Genomic DNA, 20,929 nt, shown 5'->3' with positions numbered 1-20,929 from the left:
GGAACGGCATGCAAAAAACAACCACACTCATTTTAATTATATTTTCAACTTGTCTATACAGCGCCGATTGGCCGCAGTTCCGCGGCCCATTCCGCAACGGCATCTCTTTGGAGAGCGGTCTGCTCCAGCAATGGCCGGAAGACGGTCCAAGGCTTTTATGGTCAGTCGAGAACCTCGGATCCGGTTACGGCTCTGCTGCAATCGCCAAGGGGTCTGTTTACATTATTGGCGAGGAAAAGGGCGTCGAAACATTGTTTGCCTTTAATCTGCAGGGCAGGCTTCGCTGGAAGACTGCACTTTCCGGGCAATGGGATCGTTCCTATCCGGGGCCGCGCACTACGCCGACCGTGGACGATGATCGTGTATATGCAATAACCGGCATGGGTGAAATTGCCTGTGTAAACGCAAAGGACGGCAAAATCCGGTGGCGGCTTCAGGCTATGGAAAAATTTGGCGGAAAATATCACAAATGGGGCATTTCAGAGTCACCGCTGATCGTTGATGATAAAGTCATCGTAACACCCGGCGGCGCACTTGCAACGATGGCTGCTCTGGATAAAATGAGCGGACGCATTATTTGGACGACAAAAATCGAAGAAGAGACGGCCAACTACTGTTCGCCGATTCTGGTGGAACGCGGCGGCCGCAAGATCATCGTCACCATGCTGCAGCATTATCTCGTCGGGGTCGATGCTTTGGACGGCAAATTGCTGTGGAAAGACGCCTTTTCGGCCTATCAAGATAGCCCCAAAGACATCAATCCGGTGAGCCCGGTTTACGTCGACGGATTGCTCTATGCGACCAGCGGTTATGACGACGGCGGGGCGCTCTATGAAATTTCACCGGACGGCCTGACCCTCAAGCGGCTGTGGACCGACAAAACGCTTGATGTCCACATCGGCGGTGTGGTCGTTGTCAACGGCGTCATCTACGGGGCAAGCTGGGAGGGCAATACGAACGGCAAATGGATCGCCTTGGACTTGAAATCGGGCAAAGTGCTCTGGGAACATCACTGGATCAACAAAGGCTCAATCATTTTTGCCGACGGCATGCTCTATCTTTACACGGAAAAGGAAGGTCGTGTCGGCTTGGTCAGACCCAATCCCAAGCAATTCGAATTGATCAGTTCATTTGCGATCACGGCCGGTTCAGGGCAGCATTGGGCGCATCCTTCGCTTGCCGACGGCCGGTTGTACATTCGCCGCGGCAATGCCCTTTTGGTTTACGATGTCTGTACCAGCTTGTGCAGCGCAACCAAAAATGAGAGGTTAGAATGAAAAAGAGTTTGCTTTTTCTTTTATTGATCCTTTGTTTTAATCTCCATGCCGAGGTCCTTTCGCAATGGCGCGGACCGCAGAGGGATGGCAAATACCCGGAACAGAACCTCATAAGCGCCTGGCCTGCCGGCGGACCGCAAAAGGTGTGGTCTGCTTCCGGCTTGGGCATCGGCTATTCTTCCCCGGCCGTCACTTCGCAGGCGGTTTACGTAACTTCGCTGGTGGGCGAGAATGGAATTCTATTTGCGTTGGATCATCAGGGAAAGCTGCTGTGGAAAACTATCTACGGCAAGGAATGGAGCGGCGGTCATGAGGGGGCGCGCAGTACACCGACCGTCGTCGACGATCGCATCTATCTGATAAGCGGCGTGGGGACGGCGGTTTGTCTCACGACATCCGGTAAGGTGGTGTGGAGCGTCGATCTGCTCAAAACCTTCGGCGGCCGACTGCCGGAATGGGGCATGGCGGAATCACCGCTCATCGACGGCGACCGGATGATCTGCACCCCCGGCGGTGTATCGGTGCTGATGGCGGCCCTTGACCGCCACACCGGCAAAACCGTCTGGCAGTGCAAAGGCAACGGTGAGCTGTCGGCTTATTGCTCGCCGCTGTTGGTCAAGCACGGCAATCGCTCTCTGATCCTGACCATGACGCAAAAGTCGGTTATCGGTGTCGACGCCGAAAGCGGCGAGCTGCTTTGGCGTCAACCGCACATCACAAGTTGGGACGTGAATCCCAACACACCGCTTTATTCCGAAGGTCGGGTATTTGCGCTCAGCGGCTATGGAACGGGCGGGCAGATGCTCGAGTTGTCGCCGGAAGGCAGTAAAGTCAAGCAGCTTTTTACCGCCAAAGCGCCGGACAGCCAAATGGCCGGCGCGGTATGGATCGGTGATTTCATTTACAGTTCAGGCCATAATAGCCGCGGTTGGGCCTGTTTGGACGCCAAGACCGGCAAACTGATGTGGACTGCGCGTGAGTACGGCGGTAAAGGACCGCTGATCGCTGCAGACGGTCTTCTCTACCTCTACAGCGAGCGAGGCGATGTGGTGTTGGTCAGGCCGAATCCGCAGAAATTCGAACCGGTCAGCGCCTTTTCCATTACCGAGGGCAGCGGTCCCCATTGGGCGCATCCGGTCATCCACGCCGGCCGTCTCTATATTCGGCATGGCGACGTTTTGCTCGTTTACGATATTTCCAAGTAACCTTGGAGAAAATATGAATAAAGGCCTTTTCCTCGTCTTTCTTCTGGCCGCCGCGGCAGGCGCTCAAGTCTTGTCGCAATGGCGCGGCCCCAAACGGGACGGCCATTATCCCGACGAATCTTTGCTGACTGTATGGCCGGAAGGAGGACCGAAACTGCTTTGGCAGGCGGATGGTCTTGGACAAGGCTATACATCCGCCGCAGTCACCGAGCAGCGCGTTTATGTGACCGGCCAGTTCGACGGCGTCGGTCGCCTGTTCGCCTTTGATCTGCAGGGCAAAAAGCTGTGGGAAAAGGACTATGGCCCGGAATGGACGCGCAATTACCCCGGCACCCGATCCACGCCGGTGGTGACGAACGATCGTCTCTATTTGTTGAGCGGTCAAGGTGTCCTCTATTGTCTTTCATTGGACGGCGAAAAAATATGGAGCGCCGATCTTTACAAACGTTTCGGCGGCATAGAGGTCGAGTGGGGCATTGCCGAGCAGCTTTTGGTGGACGGGGGCACAATCTATTGTACGCCCGGCGGCAAAACCGCCATGGCGGCCTTGGATCGGTGGAGCGGCAAAACTTTGTGGACGTGTGCAGGCAACGGCGAATCCTCTTCCTACTGCTCGCCGATCCTTGTCAAGCATAACGGCATCCCCATGCTGATTACTGCCCTGCAGAAATCGATCATCGGCGTGCATGCACAGAGCGGCGAGTTGTTGTGGCGTTATCCTCATACGGCGCCCTACGACATTCACGCCAACACGCCGATCTACCATGACGGTGCCGTCTTTTTCCATAGCGGCGAAACCGGAACCGGCGCTTTGCTGCAGATTTCGGCGGACGGCAGAACGGTTCGTCCAGTATGGCAAAGCGACCGGCTTGACGCTTTAATCGGTCATTATGTCCTGATCGACGGTTTCATCTACGGCGCCGGTTATTCCAACGGCGGGTTTACGGCGCTGGATTGGCGTACCGGTGCCGTCGGGTTTGATGATCGCACGCTCGTCCGTCGCGCCGCCGTCATCACGGCCGACGGTATGATCTATGCGTATAGTGAAAACGGCGCCGTGTCGTTGATCAAACCAGATCCCAAAACCTTTCGGTTGATCAGCACATTCAAGATCAAACAAGGTTCAGGCCCGCATTGGGCGCACCCGGTGATCAAAAACGGCCGCCTCTACATTCGACATGGAGAGGTAATGTTGGTCTACGATCTCAGCCGACCCCAATAGAGATTCATGCCGGCGGGACAGCCTGGCAGCCCGTCCGGCTTATAAACAGTGCATCGGAGATTTTCTGTCGGTAGCCCTTGCCGTTTTTTCAAATTCCAGGAAAACCAGCTCCGGCCATGAGCAAAAGAATCCAAAATTTCCTCACGTTTTTCTTCAGTCTGGCTTCCGTCATTGCTTTGGCTTATTGGTTGCTTTATGATCCGGCCGCTCATTTCACAGAATTTCGTCCGGGCATGGACGGCCGACCGGCGGAGCTGCAGGCGGCTGCCGGCGTGCGCATTGGTTCTTTTTTTCAACTGCTGAATCCGATCGTTCCGCCTGCTTCCGGCGCATGGCCGCGCTTTCGCGGCGAGCGATTCGACAACATTAGCCGAGACTCTTATCGGTTGGCCGAACGCTGGCCGGAGGGAGGTCCCAAGGTACTTTGGTCTGTGGATTTGGGAGAAGGGCACGCCGGACCCGCGGTGGCGGACGGCCGCGTCTATGTGCTGGATTATGATGAAGAAAAGCGGCGTGATCTGCTGCGCTGTTTCTCTTTTGCCGACGGCACCGAGCTGTGGCAACGCGGCTACGACATTTACACCAAACGCAATCACGGCATGTCGCGCACGGTTCCCGCAATTGCCGACAGCTTTGTCGTCACCATCGGGCCGCAATGTCAGGTGATGTGCGTCAACCGGTTCAGCGGCGAATTCCGCTGGGGACTCGACATTGCTTCCGAATTCAAGGCCGAAGTGCCGCTCTGGTATACCGGTCAGTGCCCGCTGATCGACGACGGTCAGGTGATCCTGGGCACCGGCGGCAGCGCCCTTTTGGTCGGCGTCGACCTGCGCAGCGGCGAAATCCTTTGGCAGACGCCCAATCCCAACGGTTGGAAAATGTCTCATTCGTCCGTAATGCCCATGACTATTCACGGCAAAAGGATGTACGTTTATGCCGCGATCGGCGGAGTCGTCGGCGTTTCCGCCGAAAGGGAGGATCGCGGCCGATTGCTCTTTTCGTCCGCTGCTTGGGCGCCGAACGTGATTGCTCCGTCGCCGATTCATCTGGGTGACGGCCGCATCTTTTTTACCGCCGGTTACGGCAACGGCGCCGCCGTTTTCCAGATCCGCCGCAACGGCGAGGAATTTTCCGCTGAACTGCTGCAGGCCTATAAACCCGATCAGGGGCTCTGTTCCGAACAGCAAACGCCGATTTTTTTTCAAGGCTGTCTGTTCTCGATTTTGCCGAAAGATGCCGGCACCAGGCGCAATCGGTTTGTATGCGCCCATGCGAGCGCTCCGGAAAAAATCGTGTGGAGCAGCGAGGGAGAATGGCGTTTCGGTCTCGGCCCTTACCTTATAGCCGACGGCAAATTTTTGATCCTCAGCGACGAGGGCGAATTGACTCTGGCGCGTGCGACGACGGCCGGATTTCAGCCTTTGGCGCGGGCAAAAGTGTTGAACGGCAGCGATGCATGGGGCCCTATGGCCCTGGTTGACGGCAGGCTCCTCTGCCGCGATTCGCGTCGTTTGATCTGTTTGGATTTGCGAGAGTAAAAGATAATGAGCGCTCCAAAAACAAAACGCGATCGCTTTTTCACCTATGCCGTGATTGCCGTAGGAGTAGCCGGTGCCGTCTATTTCGGCCTGACTGCCGTGCGCGATGATGCTCGGCAACGGTCGGACAATCCTTTCGAATATCGGCTCGATCGCTACCGCCGGAGCGAGGCTCACCAGACACTTTACAATGAGCTGGAGCCGATTGTCCTGCCGCTGCAGCAGCCGTTTGCGATCGCCCTTTTCGACAACCGATTGGCGGTTTCCGGCGATCGGATGGTGCTCGTATTGACGACGGAAGGCCGCCGGCTTGCCCAATGGCCCACGGATAGGCCGGTCAGCTGCCTGGCTTTCGATGAGCAGGGAAATCTCTATCTGGGGCACGGCGAATCGATCCAGATTCGCGATGCTGTCGGTGTCGTGCGGGCGCAATGGCAGGATTTGGGCGTCGATGCGGTGCTGACCTCGATTGCCGTAGGTAAAGATCAGGTCTTTGTTGCCGATGCCGGGCAAAAGGTCGTCTGGCGGTTCGATCGCCAAGGAAACCTGTTGGGCAAAATCGATCGGCGCTCGACCTCTGATGACTCGCAGGGATTCATCATCCCCAGTTTTTATTTCGACCTTGTCCTCGACCAAGACGGATCGCTGTGGGTCGTCAATCCCGGCAAGCATCAGTTCGAAAACTATACGCCGGACGGTCGCATGCGCACGGCGTGGAGCCGGTCTTCGTTTGCGCTCGACGGATTCAGCGGCTGCTGTAATCCTTCGCACATCGCCCTATTGCCGGACGGATCGTTCGTCACCTCGGAAAAGGGATTGCCGCGCATCAAAATTCATGGCCTGCACGGTGAGTTCCTCGCTCTGGTCGCGGGACCGGAAAAGTTCGATGAGGCCGTGGTCGGCATCGATTTGGCGGTCGATGCGGAAGGCCGGATCTATGCCTTGGATCCGTTGCGGAAACAGGTCAGACGATTTGAAAAAAAGGATCATTAAGATGAACAGGCGAGAATTTTTCTTCGATGCCGCCAGATGGCTCGTTCTTGCCGCCGCCGCGGCCGTCGGCACGGCAGGAATGATGCGGGGAAAAATCCTTTGGCATGGCCGGACTTGTTCCCAGCATGAATCGTGCTCAAGCTGTGCGCAATATGCGGCTTGCAAATATCGGTTTGATCTTGAAGCGGTGAAGGAAACAGTCGCTTCGCCGACAGGGAGGTAAGGAATGGAAAAACACACTCGACGTCAATTCATCCGCTCGGTGCTGCAGACTGCCGCCGGGTTGTCGGTAGTCGGAGCAGCAGGCGCTGCGCTTTCTCGCTCGCAACGTGATGATCTGGTGTGGCAGATTGATCCGGAAAAGTGCACTCAGTGCGAAAAGTGCTCGATCAACTGCGTGCTGACCGAGTCGGCCGTCAAGGCGGTGCATTCCTACTCGATGTGCGGCTACTGCGACTTGTGCAGCGGCTATTTGGAGCCGGGCGCGCATTCGCGCGATACCGGCGCCGAGAGCCAATTGTGTCCCACCGGCGCCATCAAGCGCACCTTTGTGGAAGACCCTTATTTCGAATACACCATCGATGAAAAGCTGTGCATCGGCTGCGGCAAGTGCGTCAAGGGATGCGGATCGTTCGGCAACGGCTCGCTCTATCTGCAGGTGCGTCACGACCGCTGCCTCAACTGCAACGAGTGCGCCATTGCCCGCGCCTGTCCCGCACAGGCGTTTCGCCGCGTGCCCGCTTCCACGCCGTACATTCTGCGCGGCGAGGAAGGCCTAAGGTACGCTAAAAAGCTTCCCGAAAAGAAAGCCTGACCGTGCGGCGATGAATCATCCGAGTAAATTGCAGCGATTGCATACGGCAAAGTCAACTCGATATTGAGACAAGTCCAATGAAACGTCACGCCTTGCCTTGGCTCATCTTTTTTATCGTTGCGCAGCCCCTTTTGGCGGAAGTGCAGCAGCGTTTTCCCAAGCCCGATTTCCAATCCGGCTATCAGCGGCCTGAACTGCAGACGCCGGTGCCGCGGGCTTTGGCTTTGGAGTACCTGGATGTGTTCGTTCTGGCTGCGGCACTGACGGCATCCGTCGTTTTCGCCCACCGTCTGCGCTCGCGCCGCGCACTCTTTATGCTGATGATCTTTTCTTTGGTTTATTTCGGCTTTTGGCGCAAGGGCTGCGTCTGTCCGGTCGGTTCGCTGCAGAACGTTACTCTGGCGTTGTTTTCACCAGCCTATGCAATCCCTTTAACGGTGATCCTCTTTTTTGCCCTGCCGCTGCTGACGACGCTCTTTTTCGGCCGGACTTTTTGCGCTTCCGTCTGCCCCTTGGGTGCAATACAGGATGCCGTGATTATTAAACCGATTTCGGTGCCGCTGCCGGTGCGCGCCGTTCTGAGCCTGCTGCCGTATCTGTATCTCGGTTTGGCCGTTCTTGCTGCGGCGGTCGGTGCCGGTTTCCTTATTTGCCGTTATGATCCCTTTGTCGGCTTTTTCCGCTTCAGCAGCAGTTTTCGCATGATCGCGCTCGGCTTTTCTCTGCTGCTCTTGGGAACGGTGGTGGCGCGGCCTTATTGCCGTTTTCTCTGCCCTTACGGCGTGCTCTTGAATTGGATGTCGAGGTTGTCGAAAAGACATGTGCGCATCACCCCAAGCCGCTGCATCAACTGCCGGCTGTGCGAAGCTTCCTGTCCGTTCGACGCCATCGAAAAGCCGTCCCTGCAGCCGACGGCCGCAGCCGCGTCCGGCCGCCTCATCCTGCGGTTTCTCCTGCTGACGCCGCTTTTAATCTTGGCCGGCGCCTTTGCCTTTTCCCAATTCGATGCGCCGTTGGCGCGCCTGCATCCCCGCGTCGCCCTGGCGGCAGACGTTCTGGCGGAAGAAAAGGGCGGAGCGGCCACACCGGCGGTGCGCGCTTTTCGCTCTTCCGGAGAAACACCGGATGAGCTTTTTGCCGATGCCGCGATGATCCGGAACCGCTTCCGACGCGGCGGCATGCTGCTCGGCGGGTTTCTCGGCCTGGTGTTGAGCCTCAAGCTGATCGGCTTGGTTGCGCCTTCTTTTCGTCGTGAGTACGAAATCGATCGCGGCGAATGCCTCAGCTGCGGCCGCTGTTTCAGTTATTGCCCGGTCGATAAAGACGGCAACACCCTTTTCCCGATCGAATCCCTCGGCAACGACTCTAATGCAGGCAAAAGCGTATGAACTGGAAAGATCTGCAGAACGAAGCTTTTCTCAAACCCTTGGCAGAGCGCCTGCTGATCATCAGCGGCATCTTTATCGCCGTGCTGGCGCTCCTGCTGACGGCCAATTATCTGCAGTTGCGTTGGAACACACCTCTGCGCAGCCCGGCGCTGCAGCAGCTCATGGCGCAGCTGCAGGATGATCCCGATAATGAAGCGCTCAAGGAGCAGATTCGCGCGCTCGATCTTTTGGCACGCAAAGCGTTCTTTACCCGACGCGAACAGCTCCGTCTCGGCGGACGCATGCTTTTTGTCGGCATGATCGTTTTCCTGCTTTCCTTGAAATACCTTCGGTCGCGCGTGCCGGCGCTTCCCGACCTGGCAGGACAACCGCAGCAGATTTCATGGCAAACTCGACTGGCCGGAAGCCGCGCTTTGGCTTGGAGCGCGCTGGTTCTATTTGTCGGTGCGCTGACGGCAGGCATTCTCGCTGAACAAGAGTTTGCACCGAAAAAGCCTGCATCCGTTTCTTCTGCAGCTCCGGCCGTCTCTCTCGAAGAACTGCGACGCAACTGGCCTGGTTTTCGCGGACCCGAAGGCGCCGGCCGCGCTTATGTCGACCCTGATTCTGTTCCCGTCAAGTGGAACGGCGCCTCAGGAGAAGGAATTTTGTGGAAAACCGCGGTGCCGAAATTCGGCAACTGCTCGCCGGTGGTTTGGGAAGACAGAATCTTTTTTACCGGCGCCGATGAATCGTCGCAGGAACTCTATTGCTGGAATGCCGCGACCGGCGACCTATTATGGCGCGCCGAGATCAACGACGTGCCCGGGCATCCCAAAGAACTGCCCAAAGTCTCGGACGATACCGGCTATGCCGCGCCGACCGTGGCAACCGACGGCCGGGTCGTCTGCGCGATTTTCGCCACCGGCGATCTGGCCTGTTATGATTTTTCCGGCAAGAGAATCTGGGCGAAAAATTTGGGATTACCGGACAATCACTATGGCCATGCTTCTTCGCTGATCATCTATCGCGACCTTTTGCTCGTTCAGTACGACCATCGCGGCTCGCGCAGTCTGCGCGCCTTTCGCCTGACCGACGGCAAATTGGTTTACCAGACCAAGCGCGACGATGTACAGATTTCCTGGACCTCGCCGCTTCTTATTCTCGGCGCGGATCGCGATGAAGTCGTACTTTCTTCCAACCCGTTCGTTATTTCTTACGATCCGGCGACCGGCAAGGAGCTTTGGCGGGTCAAATGCATGGACGGTGAAGTGGCGCCGTCGCCGGCTTTTGCGGCAGGCCGCGTGTTCGTCGTCAATGAATATGCCCGACTGGCGGCAATAGAAATCGGTGCGGACGGTGCACGACAGATTTGGGAATACGGCGACGACCTCTCCGAGGTCTCCAGCCCGGTCGCCGACGAGCGTTTCGTCATCATGGCCGCAAGCTATGGAACGGTTACCTGCCTGCGCGCCGATACCGGCGAAAAGGTATGGTCGCACGATTTCGACCGCGGCTTTTATTCCTCGCCGATCCTGGTCGGAGACCGCGTCTACTTGACAGACCTAAAGGGCATCACCCATATCTTTCGTATGTCCGAAACCTTTACGCTCGAAGCCGATAATCCGCTGGGCGAAGAGGTGCTGACAATCCCCGCATTCGTCAAAAATCGCATCTATATTCGCGGAACGGAAAATCTCTACTGCATCGGCCGATAAATGACGATCGTGAATGACATAGTGCAGTCCACCACAGAATGGGATGAGCACGTTCAGCGGCTGATCGCCGCACACGGCGACGGCCCGGACGCCGTGATCCCCATTCTGCAGGACATCCAGACCACTTTTCACTATCTGCCGGAGCCGCTTTTAAGGCGACTCTGCGAGCTGACGCGCATTACCCCGGCCGCCGTCGCCGGCGTATCCACGTTCTACACCCAGTTCAGGCATGCGGTGGCCGGTCAGCATATCATTCATATTTGTCACGGCACCGCCTGCCACGTCAAGGGCGCCGATTTGGTTCACGACGCTGTGAGGCGCGAGCTGCGCCTCAAAGAGGGAGAAGACACGGACGGCGACCGTCTCTTTACGGTCGAAAAAGTCGCTTGCCTGGGCTGCTGCACCCTGGCGCCGGTGGTGCAGATCGACCGCGTTACTTACGGCCATGTCGAGCCTGCGTCGGTCGGCAACATGCTGCACGATTTTTTGACGCGAAGAAAAACATCGGGCAAGCAGAGTTCAGATCAGACTTTTACCGCTCAGGCGGCGGGCGAAATCCGCGTCGGCTTGGGTTCCTGTTGTCAATCGAGCGGCAGCGCGCAGGTCCATGAACAGCTGCTGCAGGTCGTTCAGTCTTTGGAAGCCCCGGCGCGCATCAAACGCGTCGGCTGCGTCGGCATGTGCCATCGCGTGCCGCTGGTCGAGGTTGTCAAGCCGAATCAGACACCGGTGGTCTATGACCGCGTCACGCCCGAACAAGTCGAGGGAATCGTTTTACGGCATTTCCCGCCCGCTTCGCCGTTCGCCCGCTTGAAAGGCCGCGCGCTGCAATGGATCGAGGAATGGTTTGCTCCGTCATCCGACGGCGGCTTTACCCGCCATCCGCTGCACGTGCGCGATCCGCAGGTTACCGCCTTTCTCGACCGCCAGGTTCACATTGTCACCGACCGCGCCGGTTCGCTCGATCCGTTGGATTTGGAGGACTATTGTACCACTGGCGGTTTTGCTGCCGCGCGAGAATGCCTCCTGCATAAACAGCCGCAAGAGATCATCGCCGAAGTGGCGGCCTCCGGTCTGCGCGGCCGCGGCGGCGCAGGATTCCCCACCGGCGAGAAATGGCGCCTCGTGGCGGCTCAGCAAAGCGATAAAAAATTCGTCATCTGCAACGGCGACGAAGGCGATCCCGGCGCCTTTATGGACCGCATGATTCTTGAATCCTATCCCTATCGCGTCATCGAAGGCATGGTCATCGCCGCCTTTGCCGTCGGTGCGCATGAGGGAATATTCTACATCCGCGCCGAATACCCGCTGGCCGTGGAACGAGTCAACGCCGCTCTGCGTCGCTGCGAAGAAGAAGGGATTTTAGGCGATGATATTTTCGGAAGCGGTTTTTCTCTGCGCTTGCGCGTGAAAGAGGGTGCAGGCGCCTTCGTCTGCGGCGAAGAGACGGCGCTGATTGCTTCTTTGGAAGGCCGCCGCGGCATGCCGCGCTATCGGCCGCCTTATCCGGCGCAGAAAGGGTTGTGGGGTCAACCGACGCTGGTCAACAATTGCGAGACCTTTGCAACCGTGCCGTGGATTCTGCGTCACGGCGCGGAAAAATTTGCCGCGCTGGGGACCGAAAAGAGCAAGGGAACCAAAGTTTTCGCCTTGGCCGGTAAAGTCAAGCGCGGCGGTCTGATCGAAGTGCCGATGGGAATGACGCTGCGTCAAATCGTCGAAGAGATCGGCGGCGGCGTAGCGGGCGGCAGGCGCTTCAAGGCGGTGCAGGTCGGCGGACCCTCCGGCGGCTGCGTGCCGGCGGAGCTTGCCGAAACGCCGGTCGATTACGAAGCGCTCACCCGCGTCGGCGCCATGATGGGCTCGGGCGGCCTGCTGGTCATGGATGACGGCGATTGTATGGTCGACATCGCCCGCTATTTTCTCACCTTTACCCGCGACCATTCGTGCGGCAAGTGCACTTTTTGCCGCATCGGCACGCAGCATATGCTCGAGATTCTCGAAAAACTGTGCGAGGGCAGGGGGCAGAAAGAAGATTTGGAAAAACTGCGCGAGCTCGCCGAAAAAACCCGCGAAGGCAGCCTGTGCGGCTTGGGGAGAACCGCACCCAATCCGGTATTAACGACGCTGCGCTATTTTTATGATGAATATGAAGCTCATCTGCACGGCGTTTGTCCCGCCGGCAAATGTCGGCCGCTGATCCGTTATGAAATCACCGACGCCTGTATCGGCTGCACGCTTTGCGCGCAAAAGTGTCCGGTGCAGGCGATCCCGATTACGCCTTATCAGCGGCACGAAATTCTGCAGGATAAATGCACCCAGTGCGATGCCTGCAGGCAGGTCTGCCCGATCGAGGCGGTCAAGGTTGTTTCCAGACAAGGAGGGTCGGCATGAAGCGCAAGGTCGAGGAGGGAGCCGCCGTGCGATTGACCATCAACGGCCGAGAGGTGAACGTACCGCGCGGCACGACCCTCTTTTCAGCCGCAGAGGCGGCGGGCTTTTTCATTCCCGCGCTCTGCCGCTTGGAAGGCTTTCCGCCCAACACCTCCTGCATGGTCTGCATGGTTGAAGAAAAAACCTCGGGAAGACTCATGCCGTCCTGCTCGGCGCCGGCCGAGAACGGCATGGTCATTGAAACTGAAAACGAGCGGGTGCGGGACTTTCGGCGCTCGGCGCTCGAGCTGCTGCTCAGCGAACACGTCGGCGACTGCACTGCTCCGTGTCAGCGCTCCTGTCCGGCGCAAATGAACATCCCGCTAATGACTCGTCAGATTCAGAACCGCGATTGGCGGGCGGCAATCGCGACGGTCAAGGCGGAGATTGCCTTACCGGCCGTGCTGGGCCGCATCTGTCCGGCGCCCTGCGAAAACGCCTGCACGCGCCGACTCAAAGACGGCGCCGTCTCGATCTGCCTGCTCAAACAGATCGTTGCCGACCTCGATTTGGCCGCAGATACGCCGTTTCAGCCCGAGTGTCTGCCGGATACCGGCAAGCGGGTCGCCGTCGTGGGCGCCGGTCCGGCCGGACTCGCCGCCGCTTATTATTTGCGCCGCTTCGGACATGCAGTGGATCTTTATGAAAAGGAATCGGCAGCCGGCGGCAACCTCCGTTCGGCGGTGCCTGTCGAGCGTCTGCCGCGCGAGGTGCTGGATGCTGAAATCGCAACCATCCTCGCACTAGGCATCCGCACACACTTTGGCGTCGAGCTGGGCAAAGACGTCAGCCTCGGGCAGCTGCGCGATCAATACGACGCCGTCGCTCTGACAACCGGCGCCGGCGCAGAGCTTTACCGCGGCGTGCTGCAAGTCGGCGACAAAGGCGTTCAGGTCGACCGCACGACGCTGCAGACTATGCTTGCAGGCGTTTTTGCCGGCGGCAATTTGATTGCCGAAAGCCGCATGGCCGTACGCGCCGTCGCCCACGGAAAGACCCTCGCTCACTCGATCGATCAGTATCTCAAAGGACTGCCGATTAGCGGCAGGCCGAGCCGATTCAATTCGATCGTCGGACGCCTGCGGCCCGAAGAGGTCGAACGCATGGCTAAAGCTGCTTCGCCGGTTGACCGAATCTCTCCCCAAGATCCGGCCGGCGGCTTTACGGAGGAGGAAGCCGTAGCCGAAGCGCAGCGCTGCCTGCACTGCGACTGCCGCAAGCCGAATTCCTGTCGCCTGCGCCTTTATGCCCACGAGTACGGCGCCGACCCAAAGCGCTATCGGTTGGGTCAGCGATTACGGGTGGAAGTGGAAGACCGCCACGATCTGGTGGTTTTTGAACCAGGCAAATGCATCAAATGCGGCATCTGCATTCAGATTGCCGAAGCGGCGCAGGAACGGCTGGGATTGGCGTTTGTCGGACGCGGCTTTCAGGTGCGCCTTGCCGTGCCGTTTCACGAATCGCTCGAGCGCGGGTTGGAAAAGACAGCTCGGCAATGCGCCGAAGCCTGTCCAACCGGCGCCATATCGCTTAAAAATCACGAAGAGGCTGAACCGTGAACAAGCCGAACCCTTTAAATCTGCGCGCTGCCGCCGATGCATTCCTGCATAAACGCCGCCTGGGTGATCGGCAAGTTACCGGCCTATTTATCAGCCGGATAAAGATCGGCGCGGTCCTTTTCGTCGTTTGCCTGCTCCTTGCTTGCGCACGACAGGATTCGGAACGTTCAAGCCAAACGGATTACGCTTCTCTTTCCTGGCCGATTTTTCGCGGCAATCCTGCCCTGCAGGGAACGGCCGAGGGCGAATTGTCGGCAAAGCTGAAGCTGTTGTGGACGTTTTCGGCCGGCGACGACATCAAGGCATCGCCTATTGTGGGACTCGGCTGCGTTTACGTCGGCTCGCTGAACGACACGCTCTACTGCGTCGATCCGGCGGACGGCGCACGGCGATGGGCGGTCGGACTCGGCGACGATATCGAAGCGCCGGCGCTGTTGGTCGATTCCACCCTCTATCTGGGAACCTTGGGAGGAAAATTCTATGCGTTGAACGCACGCAGCGGCGAGGTGCTCTGGGAAAGACAGGTCGATGGTGAGATCTATGGGTCGGCAAACGCGGCAGGAGAGGGGATAGTCGTCGGCTGCTACGACGGCCTAATGCGCTGCTTCAGCCGCGACGGCCGCTTGATCTGGAGCTACGAGACCGCCAATTACATCAACGGCGCTCCCGCGATCGACGAGGAGTTGGTCGTTTTCGGCGGCTGCGACTCGCAGCTCCATCTGCTCAATGCAGTCGACGGCAGCCGTGCGGAAAGCGTTAAAGTCGGCGCTTTCGTCGCCGGTTCTCCGGCTGTCTTGGACCACGTTGCTTATATCGGCGTATTCAACGGCAGCCTGATTGCCTTCGATTTGACGCAAAAAAAGGAAATCTGGTATTACGACGCCGAAGGCAAGGCCGGCGCCTTTTTTTCCTCGCCCGCCGTGAACGAGGAACTGGTGGTCATCGGCGGCCGCGACCGGCGCCTGCACGCTGTTGATCGCCGGACCGGCCGCGCCGTGTGGACGTTTACCGCCCGCGGCGACATCGACGGCTCTCCGGTCATCTGCGGCGACAAAGTGGTCGCTGCTTCCAAAGACGGCAGGCTGTACCTGTTGAGTCTGAAATCCGGCTCGCTGCTTTGGAGCTACGAAGTCGGCGCAGAGCTGATCGGCTCGCCGGCTGTCTGCGGCGGCATGATTCTCATAGGTGCAGTCGACGGTAAACTCTATGCCTTTGGAGAAACGCGATGAAAATCGTCCACATCGTCCCCGGCTCGGGAGGCACTTTTTATTGTCAGAACTGTCTGCGCGACAATCAGCTGATTACGGCGCTGCGTTCGCTCGGTCTGCAGGTCATTATGGTGCCGATGTATTTGCCGCTCAACGTCGACGTCCACGGCCTAATGGGCGACACGCCGGTCTTTTTCGGCGCGGTAAATACCTACCTGAAAGAAAAGCTGCCGATTTATCGCCGCGCACCGTTGTGGGTGGAACGGGCGCTCGATTCGCCGGCGCTGCTGCAGCTGATCGCCAAACGCGCCGGCGCCACACGCGCAGCCGGTCTGGAAGAAATGACGATTTCCATGCTGCGCGGCGAAGAGGGAAGACAGGCGTCGGAACTCGACCACCTCGTGCGGTACCTAAAAGAACATGTGCAGCCGGACATTGTGCATTTGTCCAATGCCCTGCTGCTGGGACTGGCGCGTAGGCTCAAACGCGACGTGGGCGCCGCGGTGGTCTGCTCGCTGCAGGACGAACATGAGTGGATCGACCCCATGCGGCCCGAATATCGCGACAAAGTCTGGCAGCTGATGGCCGAGCGCGCCGTCGACGTCGATGCCTTTATTTCCACCGGACGACACTATCTCGAGCGGGTCGAGCCGCTCTTAAAGCTGCCGAAGGAAAAGACGTTTGCCGTCGACGGCGGCATCGATGCGTCGGAGTACGAGCCCTCGCCGCTGCCGCTCGATCCGCCGGTCATCGGCTATCTCTGCCGCATGAACGAATATTTCGGCCTCGGAGTTGTGGTCGATGCCTTTTTGCGCCTCAAGCAGGAGAGTCGCTTCAAATCGGTACGACTCAAACTTACCGGCGGCTATACCGGTGATGACCGGCCGTTCGTCAAACAGATGCTGCAACGCACCGAGAAGGCGGGTTGGCGGCAGGATGTCGAAATCGTCGAACGGTTTGATCGGCAAAATCGCATCCGCTTTCTCAAAACCTTGACGCTGCTCTCCGTTCCGGTTCTCAACGGCGAAGCCTTCGGCGCTTATCAGATCGAAGCCTTGGCGGCAGGCGTGCCGATTGTGCAGCCGAATGTCGGCGGTTATCCAGAATTCATTGAAAGGACCGGCGGCGGACTCATTTACGAACCGAACGACGGCGAGCATTTGGCCGCTGCCTGGGCGTCGCTGCTGGATGACCCGACGCAGCTGCGCGCCATGGCCGAGCAGGGCCGAAAGGCGGCCATGGAACAGTTTTCGATGCACAGAATGGCGGAGAGCATTCTAAAGGTCTATCAACGGTTGCGGCCGTAAGTGATGAGGTCCGGCTGAGTATCATTCAAAAGGAGGTAGATGATGAAACGGGGCTACGGTCTGCTGATTTTATTGTATGCGTCTGGATGGGCGATCGAAAACTGGCCGGATTGGCGCGGCCCGACCTGCGACGGCGTCGTGGACGCGGCCCTGCCGCTGACCTGGAGCGAAACTCAGAACGTCAAATGGAAGACCGCTATCCCTTACCATGGCTGGTCAACGCCGGTGATTTGGGGCGATCAAATATGGTTAACCACGGCAACCGAAGACGGCAAGCAGTTCTTTGGCCTCTGCGTCGATTTCAACAGCGGCAGGATCTTACGGCAAATCCAAGTTTTTACCTGTGACAAACCGCAGGGCAAGCATCCGCTCAACAGCTACGCCACGCCTTCACCGGTCATTGAGGAAGGCCGCGTCTATGTGCATTTCGGCACCTTCGGCACTGCCTGTATCGACACCAAAAGCGGTAAAATTCTGTGGAAGTGGAACGAAGTGACCTGCGATCACATCCAAGGGCCTGCCTCTTCGCCTCTTTTGTTCGAGAACCTGCTCATCCTTCATTTGGAAGGTTCCGATGTGCAGGTCATTGCCGCCGTCGACAAGCTGACCGGCAAAACAGTGTGGAAGACCGATCGGCCGAAAGAATATTATACGGGCAATCCGCTCTATTACAAGGCCTATATTACGCCCATCGTCATTACCGTAAACGGCAAACCGCAGCTGATCAGCAACGGCTCCAAAGTGTGCCAGGCGTTCGATCCTTATACCGGCAAGGAAATTTGGCGGGTGGTGTACGGCGGCGACTCGACGATTTCGCGGCCGATCTTTGGCGACGGTTTGGTTTTTATTAACTGCGGCTGGGAGGAGGTGTCGGCCGATCTGTGGGCCGTGGATCCGCACGGCATCGGCGATCTGACGGCCAAAGTGGTGTGGAAAGCGGAAGAGCATGTGCCGATTGAATCTTCGCCGATTTTTCTCAACCACATGATTTTCATGGCCGACGACAAGGGTACGGCAAGCTGTCTGGAAGCCAAAACCGGCAATGTGCTCTGGCGGCAGCAATTAGGCGGACAGTTCGGCGCCTCGCCGATTGCGGCAGCGGGTCGAGTTTACTTTTTCGACAAAAAAGGCAAAACCACGGTCGTGAGCGCCGAACGGACGTTTAAAAAGCTGGCCGTCAATCAGCTCGGCGACGGCTTTTGGGCTTCGCCGGCGGTCAAAGGGCGTTCGCTCATCCTGCGCAGCCGGAGTTTTCTCTATCGCGTAGAAGAGTAACGGCGCTTTTGAGGCATAAACTTTTTAAGGCGGAAAAGAGCGTAGCCATGCAGAAAATTCTACAGCTTGTCGGCGTCAGTAAATCCTATCCCTCGGCCGGCGGGGCGATTCAAGTTTTGCAGAATCTTGACTGGGAGGTGGAGGCCGGCGACTCGGTCGCCGTCGTCGGCCCTTCCGGCTCGGGCAAGAGCACGCTGCTGAACCTCATCGGCGGCCTCGATCGTCCCGACTCCGGCCGAATCGAATTAAACGGCCGCAATTTAGCCGCTCTTTCCGAAGACGAGCTGGCGCGCGTCCGCAACCGCGAGATCGGCTTTGTCTTTCAGCTCCACCACCTGCTGCCGCAGTTGACGGTCCTTGAGAACGTGCTGCTTCCGGTGCTGGCATTCGGTGCGGACTCGGAAGTCGAATCCCGCGCCCGAACGCTTTTGGAGCGCGTCGGTTTGGCTGAACGGCAGAATCATTTCCCTGCCCAGCTTTCCGGCGGCGAGCTGCAGCGGGCGGCAGTGGTGCGCGCGCTGATCAATCGCCCCCGAGTTTTGCTCGCCGATGAACCCACCGGCTCCCTCGACGCCGTTTCGGCCGCTTCGCTGGCGGACCTGATTCTCGAACTAAATCACGATCAAGGAGTTGCGTTGATCGTCGTCACCCACTCGCTCGAATTGGCCGAGCGAATGCGGCGTCGTTTTCGCCTGAGCGGCGGCCGCCTGCTTGCCGCTTGATTTTTACCGCAAAATCACTACCTGACTCGATGTCCTGCTGCAAAGCCGTTCTACGGGCAGTCTATTGAACGACATCGTTTGCACAGTCGGCAATCGCCTCCTGCGGAATCGAGCAGAAACGCTTTACGGCTTGTACGAAGGTTTTCGCGGGCAGCCCGCAGCCAATCGGCTCGTTTTCTTTTAAAAATTGAGCATTAGACTTCAACTTTCCTTTGGATCGAATGCCGTTTTCTATAGCTAAAACGATACATTTGCAATTTAAACCTGATTTTTACATTGAAAAATCTTCTCTCATGGTGACTGCTGTCAATCTGTTTTCTCCCTGAAAAACACTTTGCCTTTTCAATGAGAATTGCTAACATTATCATACTTTTTAAGCCATCCGATAGGAGCTCGCATGCGAATCGAAGCCCTTTTAATTTTTCTGGCCTCTGCCTCCGGAGCAGCCGAAATCACGGTGAATGCCGCAGCCGGTCATCGGCCGATTTCGCCCTATATCTACGGCAAAAACAACACGCTTTCGGATGATCCCGCCAGACCTTTGAGTGCCGCGCAATGGCAGTTTCTGCGCGATACGGGCATCCGCATCTTTCGCGACAACGGCGGCAACAACTCGACAAAATACAATTGGCGCCGCAAACTGACCAGCCATCCCGATTGGTACAACAACGTCTATCCGCACGATTGGGATTATGCGGCCAAGAGTCTGCAGCAGAACCTGCCCTATGCTAAGGCGCTGTGGGCGCTGCAGCTGATCGGCTGGGCGGCGGCAAGTCGCGATTACAACTTTAATGATTGGGAATACAACCGCTCGCAATGGTGGGAAGGCGTGAACAACAACTGGGCAGGAGGCGGCGGCCCGAATATCGGCAACGGCGACCCGACAAAGTACCTTATGGAGTGGCCTGCTGATTCGACCGTCGGCATTCTGCGCCATTGGTTCGAGGATTTGGGACTGAATCCGGACCAGTTCGTCTACTGGAACATGGACAACGAGCCCGAGGTGTGGAACGGTACGCACGACGACGTCATTCCCAAGAATTTCGGCGTGGAGGAATATCTGCAGCGCTATTTTGCCGTCGCCAAGGCGGCGCGGGCCGCTTTTCCGGAGATCAAACTGCTCGGGCCGGTCTCGACCAACGAGTGGCAGTGGTTCAACTGGAACAATGAAAAGATCACAGCCGGCGGAAAAAGCTACGTTTGGCTGGAGTATTTCATCAAGCGCGTCGCTGAGGAACAGACTGCGAGCGGCATGCGGCTGTTGGATCTGCTCGATCTGCACTTTTACCCGGGTGAAACCAACCCTGCAGACATTCTGCAGCTACATCGCGTCTGGTTCGATAAAACGTATAACTATCCCGGCGCTAACGGCGTCAAGCGAAGCGGCCCGACGGCTTGGGATAATAATATCACCAAAGAGTACATCTTTCAGCGCTGCCGCGACTGGCTGGTCAAGTACATGGGCGAGGACCACGGCGTCGGCCTGAGCGTCAGTGAAATGGGCGTGCGCAGCGACGACCCCAACGTCATCGCCGTCTGGTACGCCTCGACATTGGGCACTTTTGCCGATTACGGCGTGGAAATCTTTACGCCGTGGGACTGGAAGGTCGGCATGTACGAAGTCGTGCACCTGTTCAGCCGCTATGCCCAGGAAATCCGCGTCGAGTCGATTTCCGACGGCGAGCCGCTGGTTTCTGCCTACAGCTCGGTCAATGAATCCGGCGATTCGCTGACGGTCGTTCTGGTCAATCGCTCCTTGCAGGAAAGTCGATCCGCGACGGTACGGCTGCGGCACTTTAGCGTTGCCGACGGCACCTATCCCGCCTTGGCCTTGTATTCCTTGCCGAAAAACGAAACCTTTAAATCGCACAGCAAAAATGCGCTCAAATCGTTTTCCGCCGAGGTAAAAAACGCCGCTTTTGCGCTTGAACTGCCGCCGTTGTCGGTTACGGCGATGCTGCTCACCGGCCGCGTCGACGAGACACGTGTCAGTCACGCTTCGGCGGCTTTTGAGCTGAATCTTTCGGCAGCGCCGAATCCGTTCAATCCCCAGACTCGCCTGGCAGTTGAGATTCCCGCAGCCGGAAAAGTAACGCTTGAAGTTTTCGATGTTCTCGGCCGGCGCGTTGCCGTGTTGTATGAAGGCTTTTGCGAAGCAGGCCGCCGCGAATGGACGATTCAGCCCGAATGGCCGGCAGGAGTCTATTGGCTGCGGCTGCGGACGGGCGAGGAGCAGAAGGCGGTCAAGGTGGTATTGTTAAAATAGAGACAAAGGTCCAAGGTCGAAAGTC

15 protein-coding genes and 1 pseudogene are annotated in these 20,929 nt (G+C 57.9%); all 16 read left to right on the top strand.

All coding sequences use genetic code 11. From position 1 onward, the window contains the following. Positions 1 to 8: 8 nt before the first annotated feature. The 16 genes and pseudogenes from ONB24_06450 to ONB24_06375 all read left to right on the top strand — a co-directional run bounded on the left by ONB24_06450 (position 9) and on the right by ONB24_06375 (position 20,904). Positions 9 to 1,277, top strand: coding sequence for a PQQ-binding-like beta-propeller repeat protein (locus tag ONB24_06450; protein MDZ7315745.1), 1,269 nt, complete (start codon positions 9 to 11; stop codon positions 1,275 to 1,277). Beyond that, positions 1,274 to 2,482, top strand: coding sequence for a PQQ-like beta-propeller repeat protein (locus ONB24_06445; protein ID MDZ7315744.1), 1,209 nt, complete (start codon positions 1,274 to 1,276; stop codon positions 2,480 to 2,482). Before ONB24_06450 ends, ONB24_06445 begins: the two co-directional genes overlap by 4 nt. A 13-nt stretch (positions 2,483 to 2,495) precedes the next feature. Then, positions 2,496 to 3,704, top strand: coding sequence for a PQQ-like beta-propeller repeat protein (locus ONB24_06440; protein ID MDZ7315743.1), 1,209 nt, complete (start codon positions 2,496 to 2,498; stop codon positions 3,702 to 3,704). A gap of 116 nt (positions 3,705 to 3,820) precedes the next feature. Further along, entirely contained in the window at positions 3,821 to 5,242 is a 1,422-nt protein-coding gene (locus ONB24_06435; GenBank protein ID MDZ7315742.1) for a PQQ-binding-like beta-propeller repeat protein, read from the top strand. Between the two features lie 6 nt (positions 5,243 to 5,248). After that, the gene (locus ONB24_06430) at positions 5,249 to 6,235 is read left to right on the top strand and encodes a hypothetical protein (GenBank protein ID MDZ7315741.1); all 987 of its coding nucleotides are present in this window, start codon (positions 5,249 to 5,251) and stop codon (positions 6,233 to 6,235) included. Positions 6,236 to 6,461: 226 nt separating this feature from the next. Next, the gene (locus ONB24_06425; GenBank protein ID MDZ7315740.1) at positions 6,462 to 7,049 is read left to right on the top strand and encodes a ferredoxin; all 588 of its coding nucleotides are present in this window, start codon (positions 6,462 to 6,464) and stop codon (positions 7,047 to 7,049) included. Between the two features lie 77 nt (positions 7,050 to 7,126). Then, a complete protein-coding gene (locus ONB24_06420) occupies positions 7,127 to 8,437 on the top strand; it encodes a 4Fe-4S binding protein (protein ID MDZ7315739.1) in 1,311 nt (436 codons plus the stop codon). Further along, positions 8,434 to 10,134: a PQQ-binding-like beta-propeller repeat protein gene (locus ONB24_06415; protein MDZ7315738.1), complete on the top strand. Its 1,701-nt coding sequence runs from the start codon at positions 8,434 to 8,436 to the stop codon at positions 10,132 to 10,134. The genes ONB24_06420 and ONB24_06415 overlap by 4 nt, the downstream gene beginning before the upstream one ends. Then, positions 10,135 to 10,605, top strand: a pseudogene (locus ONB24_06410) (NAD(P)H-dependent oxidoreductase subunit E). An 84-nt stretch (positions 10,606 to 10,689) separates the two neighbouring features. After that, positions 10,690 to 12,528 carry a 4Fe-4S dicluster domain-containing protein gene (locus ONB24_06405; GenBank protein ID MDZ7315737.1) on the top strand — a complete coding sequence of 613 codons (1,839 nt, stop codon included), beginning with the start codon at positions 10,690 to 10,692 and terminating at the stop codon, positions 12,526 to 12,528. After that, complete coding sequence (locus tag ONB24_06400; GenBank protein ID MDZ7315736.1) at positions 12,525 to 14,126, top strand: 2Fe-2S iron-sulfur cluster-binding protein; 1,602 nt, start codon at positions 12,525 to 12,527, stop codon at positions 14,124 to 14,126. The genes ONB24_06405 and ONB24_06400 overlap by 4 nt, the downstream gene beginning before the upstream one ends. Next, positions 14,123 to 15,355 carry a PQQ-binding-like beta-propeller repeat protein gene (locus ONB24_06395; protein MDZ7315735.1) on the top strand — a complete coding sequence of 411 codons (1,233 nt, stop codon included), beginning with the start codon at positions 14,123 to 14,125 and terminating at the stop codon, positions 15,353 to 15,355. The genes ONB24_06400 and ONB24_06395 overlap by 4 nt, the downstream gene beginning before the upstream one ends. Beyond that, a complete protein-coding gene (locus ONB24_06390) occupies positions 15,352 to 16,641 on the top strand; it encodes a glycosyltransferase family 4 protein (GenBank protein MDZ7315734.1) in 1,290 nt (429 codons plus the stop codon). The genes ONB24_06395 and ONB24_06390 overlap by 4 nt, the downstream gene beginning before the upstream one ends. Before the next feature lie 39 nt (positions 16,642 to 16,680). Next, positions 16,681 to 17,916 carry a PQQ-like beta-propeller repeat protein gene (locus ONB24_06385; GenBank protein ID MDZ7315733.1) on the top strand — a complete coding sequence of 412 codons (1,236 nt, stop codon included), beginning with the start codon at positions 16,681 to 16,683 and terminating at the stop codon, positions 17,914 to 17,916. A gap of 47 nt (positions 17,917 to 17,963) precedes the next feature. Continuing rightward, the gene (locus ONB24_06380) at positions 17,964 to 18,638 is read left to right on the top strand and encodes an ABC transporter ATP-binding protein (protein MDZ7315732.1); all 675 of its coding nucleotides are present in this window, start codon (positions 17,964 to 17,966) and stop codon (positions 18,636 to 18,638) included. A 397-nt stretch (positions 18,639 to 19,035) separates the two neighbouring features. Further along, the gene (locus tag ONB24_06375; GenBank protein ID MDZ7315731.1) at positions 19,036 to 20,904 is read left to right on the top strand and encodes a T9SS type A sorting domain-containing protein; all 1,869 of its coding nucleotides are present in this window, start codon (positions 19,036 to 19,038) and stop codon (positions 20,902 to 20,904) included. Positions 20,905 to 20,929 lie beyond the last annotated feature (25 nt).

It is taken from the genome of candidate division KSB1 bacterium (genome assembly GCA_034505495.1).
Classification (GTDB): domain Bacteria; phylum Zhuqueibacterota; class Zhuqueibacteria; order Residuimicrobiales; family Krinioviventaceae; genus Fontimicrobium_A.
The sequence above is the reverse complement of the archived record's forward strand: the minus strand, read 5'-3'. Positions and strand labels throughout refer to the sequence as shown.

What these genes read in the sequence shown, in the direction of transcription:
- ONB24_06450 (MDZ7315745.1), top strand. Translation starts at nt 9, where the DNA reads ATGCAAAAAACAACCACACTCATTTTAATTATATTTTCAACTTGTCTA.
- ONB24_06445 (MDZ7315744.1), top strand. Translation starts at nt 1,274, where the DNA reads ATGAAAAAGAGTTTGCTTTTTCTTTTATTGATCCTTTGTTTTAATCTC.
- ONB24_06440 (MDZ7315743.1), top strand. Translation starts at nt 2,496, where the DNA reads ATGAATAAAGGCCTTTTCCTCGTCTTTCTTCTGGCCGCCGCGGCAGGC.
- ONB24_06435 (MDZ7315742.1), top strand. Translation starts at nt 3,821, where the DNA reads ATGAGCAAAAGAATCCAAAATTTCCTCACGTTTTTCTTCAGTCTGGCT.
- ONB24_06430 (MDZ7315741.1), top strand. Translation starts at nt 5,249, where the DNA reads ATGAGCGCTCCAAAAACAAAACGCGATCGCTTTTTCACCTATGCCGTG.
- ONB24_06425 (MDZ7315740.1), top strand. Translation starts at nt 6,462, where the DNA reads ATGGAAAAACACACTCGACGTCAATTCATCCGCTCGGTGCTGCAGACT.
- ONB24_06420 (MDZ7315739.1), top strand. Translation starts at nt 7,127, where the DNA reads ATGAAACGTCACGCCTTGCCTTGGCTCATCTTTTTTATCGTTGCGCAG.
- ONB24_06415 (MDZ7315738.1), top strand. Translation starts at nt 8,434, where the DNA reads ATGAACTGGAAAGATCTGCAGAACGAAGCTTTTCTCAAACCCTTGGCA.
- ONB24_06400 (MDZ7315736.1), top strand. Translation starts at nt 12,525, where the DNA reads ATGAAGCGCAAGGTCGAGGAGGGAGCCGCCGTGCGATTGACCATCAAC.
- ONB24_06390 (MDZ7315734.1), top strand. Translation starts at nt 15,352, where the DNA reads ATGAAAATCGTCCACATCGTCCCCGGCTCGGGAGGCACTTTTTATTGT.
- ONB24_06385 (MDZ7315733.1), top strand. Translation starts at nt 16,681, where the DNA reads ATGATGAAACGGGGCTACGGTCTGCTGATTTTATTGTATGCGTCTGGA.
- ONB24_06380 (MDZ7315732.1), top strand. Translation starts at nt 17,964, where the DNA reads ATGCAGAAAATTCTACAGCTTGTCGGCGTCAGTAAATCCTATCCCTCG.
- ONB24_06375 (MDZ7315731.1), top strand. Translation starts at nt 19,036, where the DNA reads ATGCGAATCGAAGCCCTTTTAATTTTTCTGGCCTCTGCCTCCGGAGCA.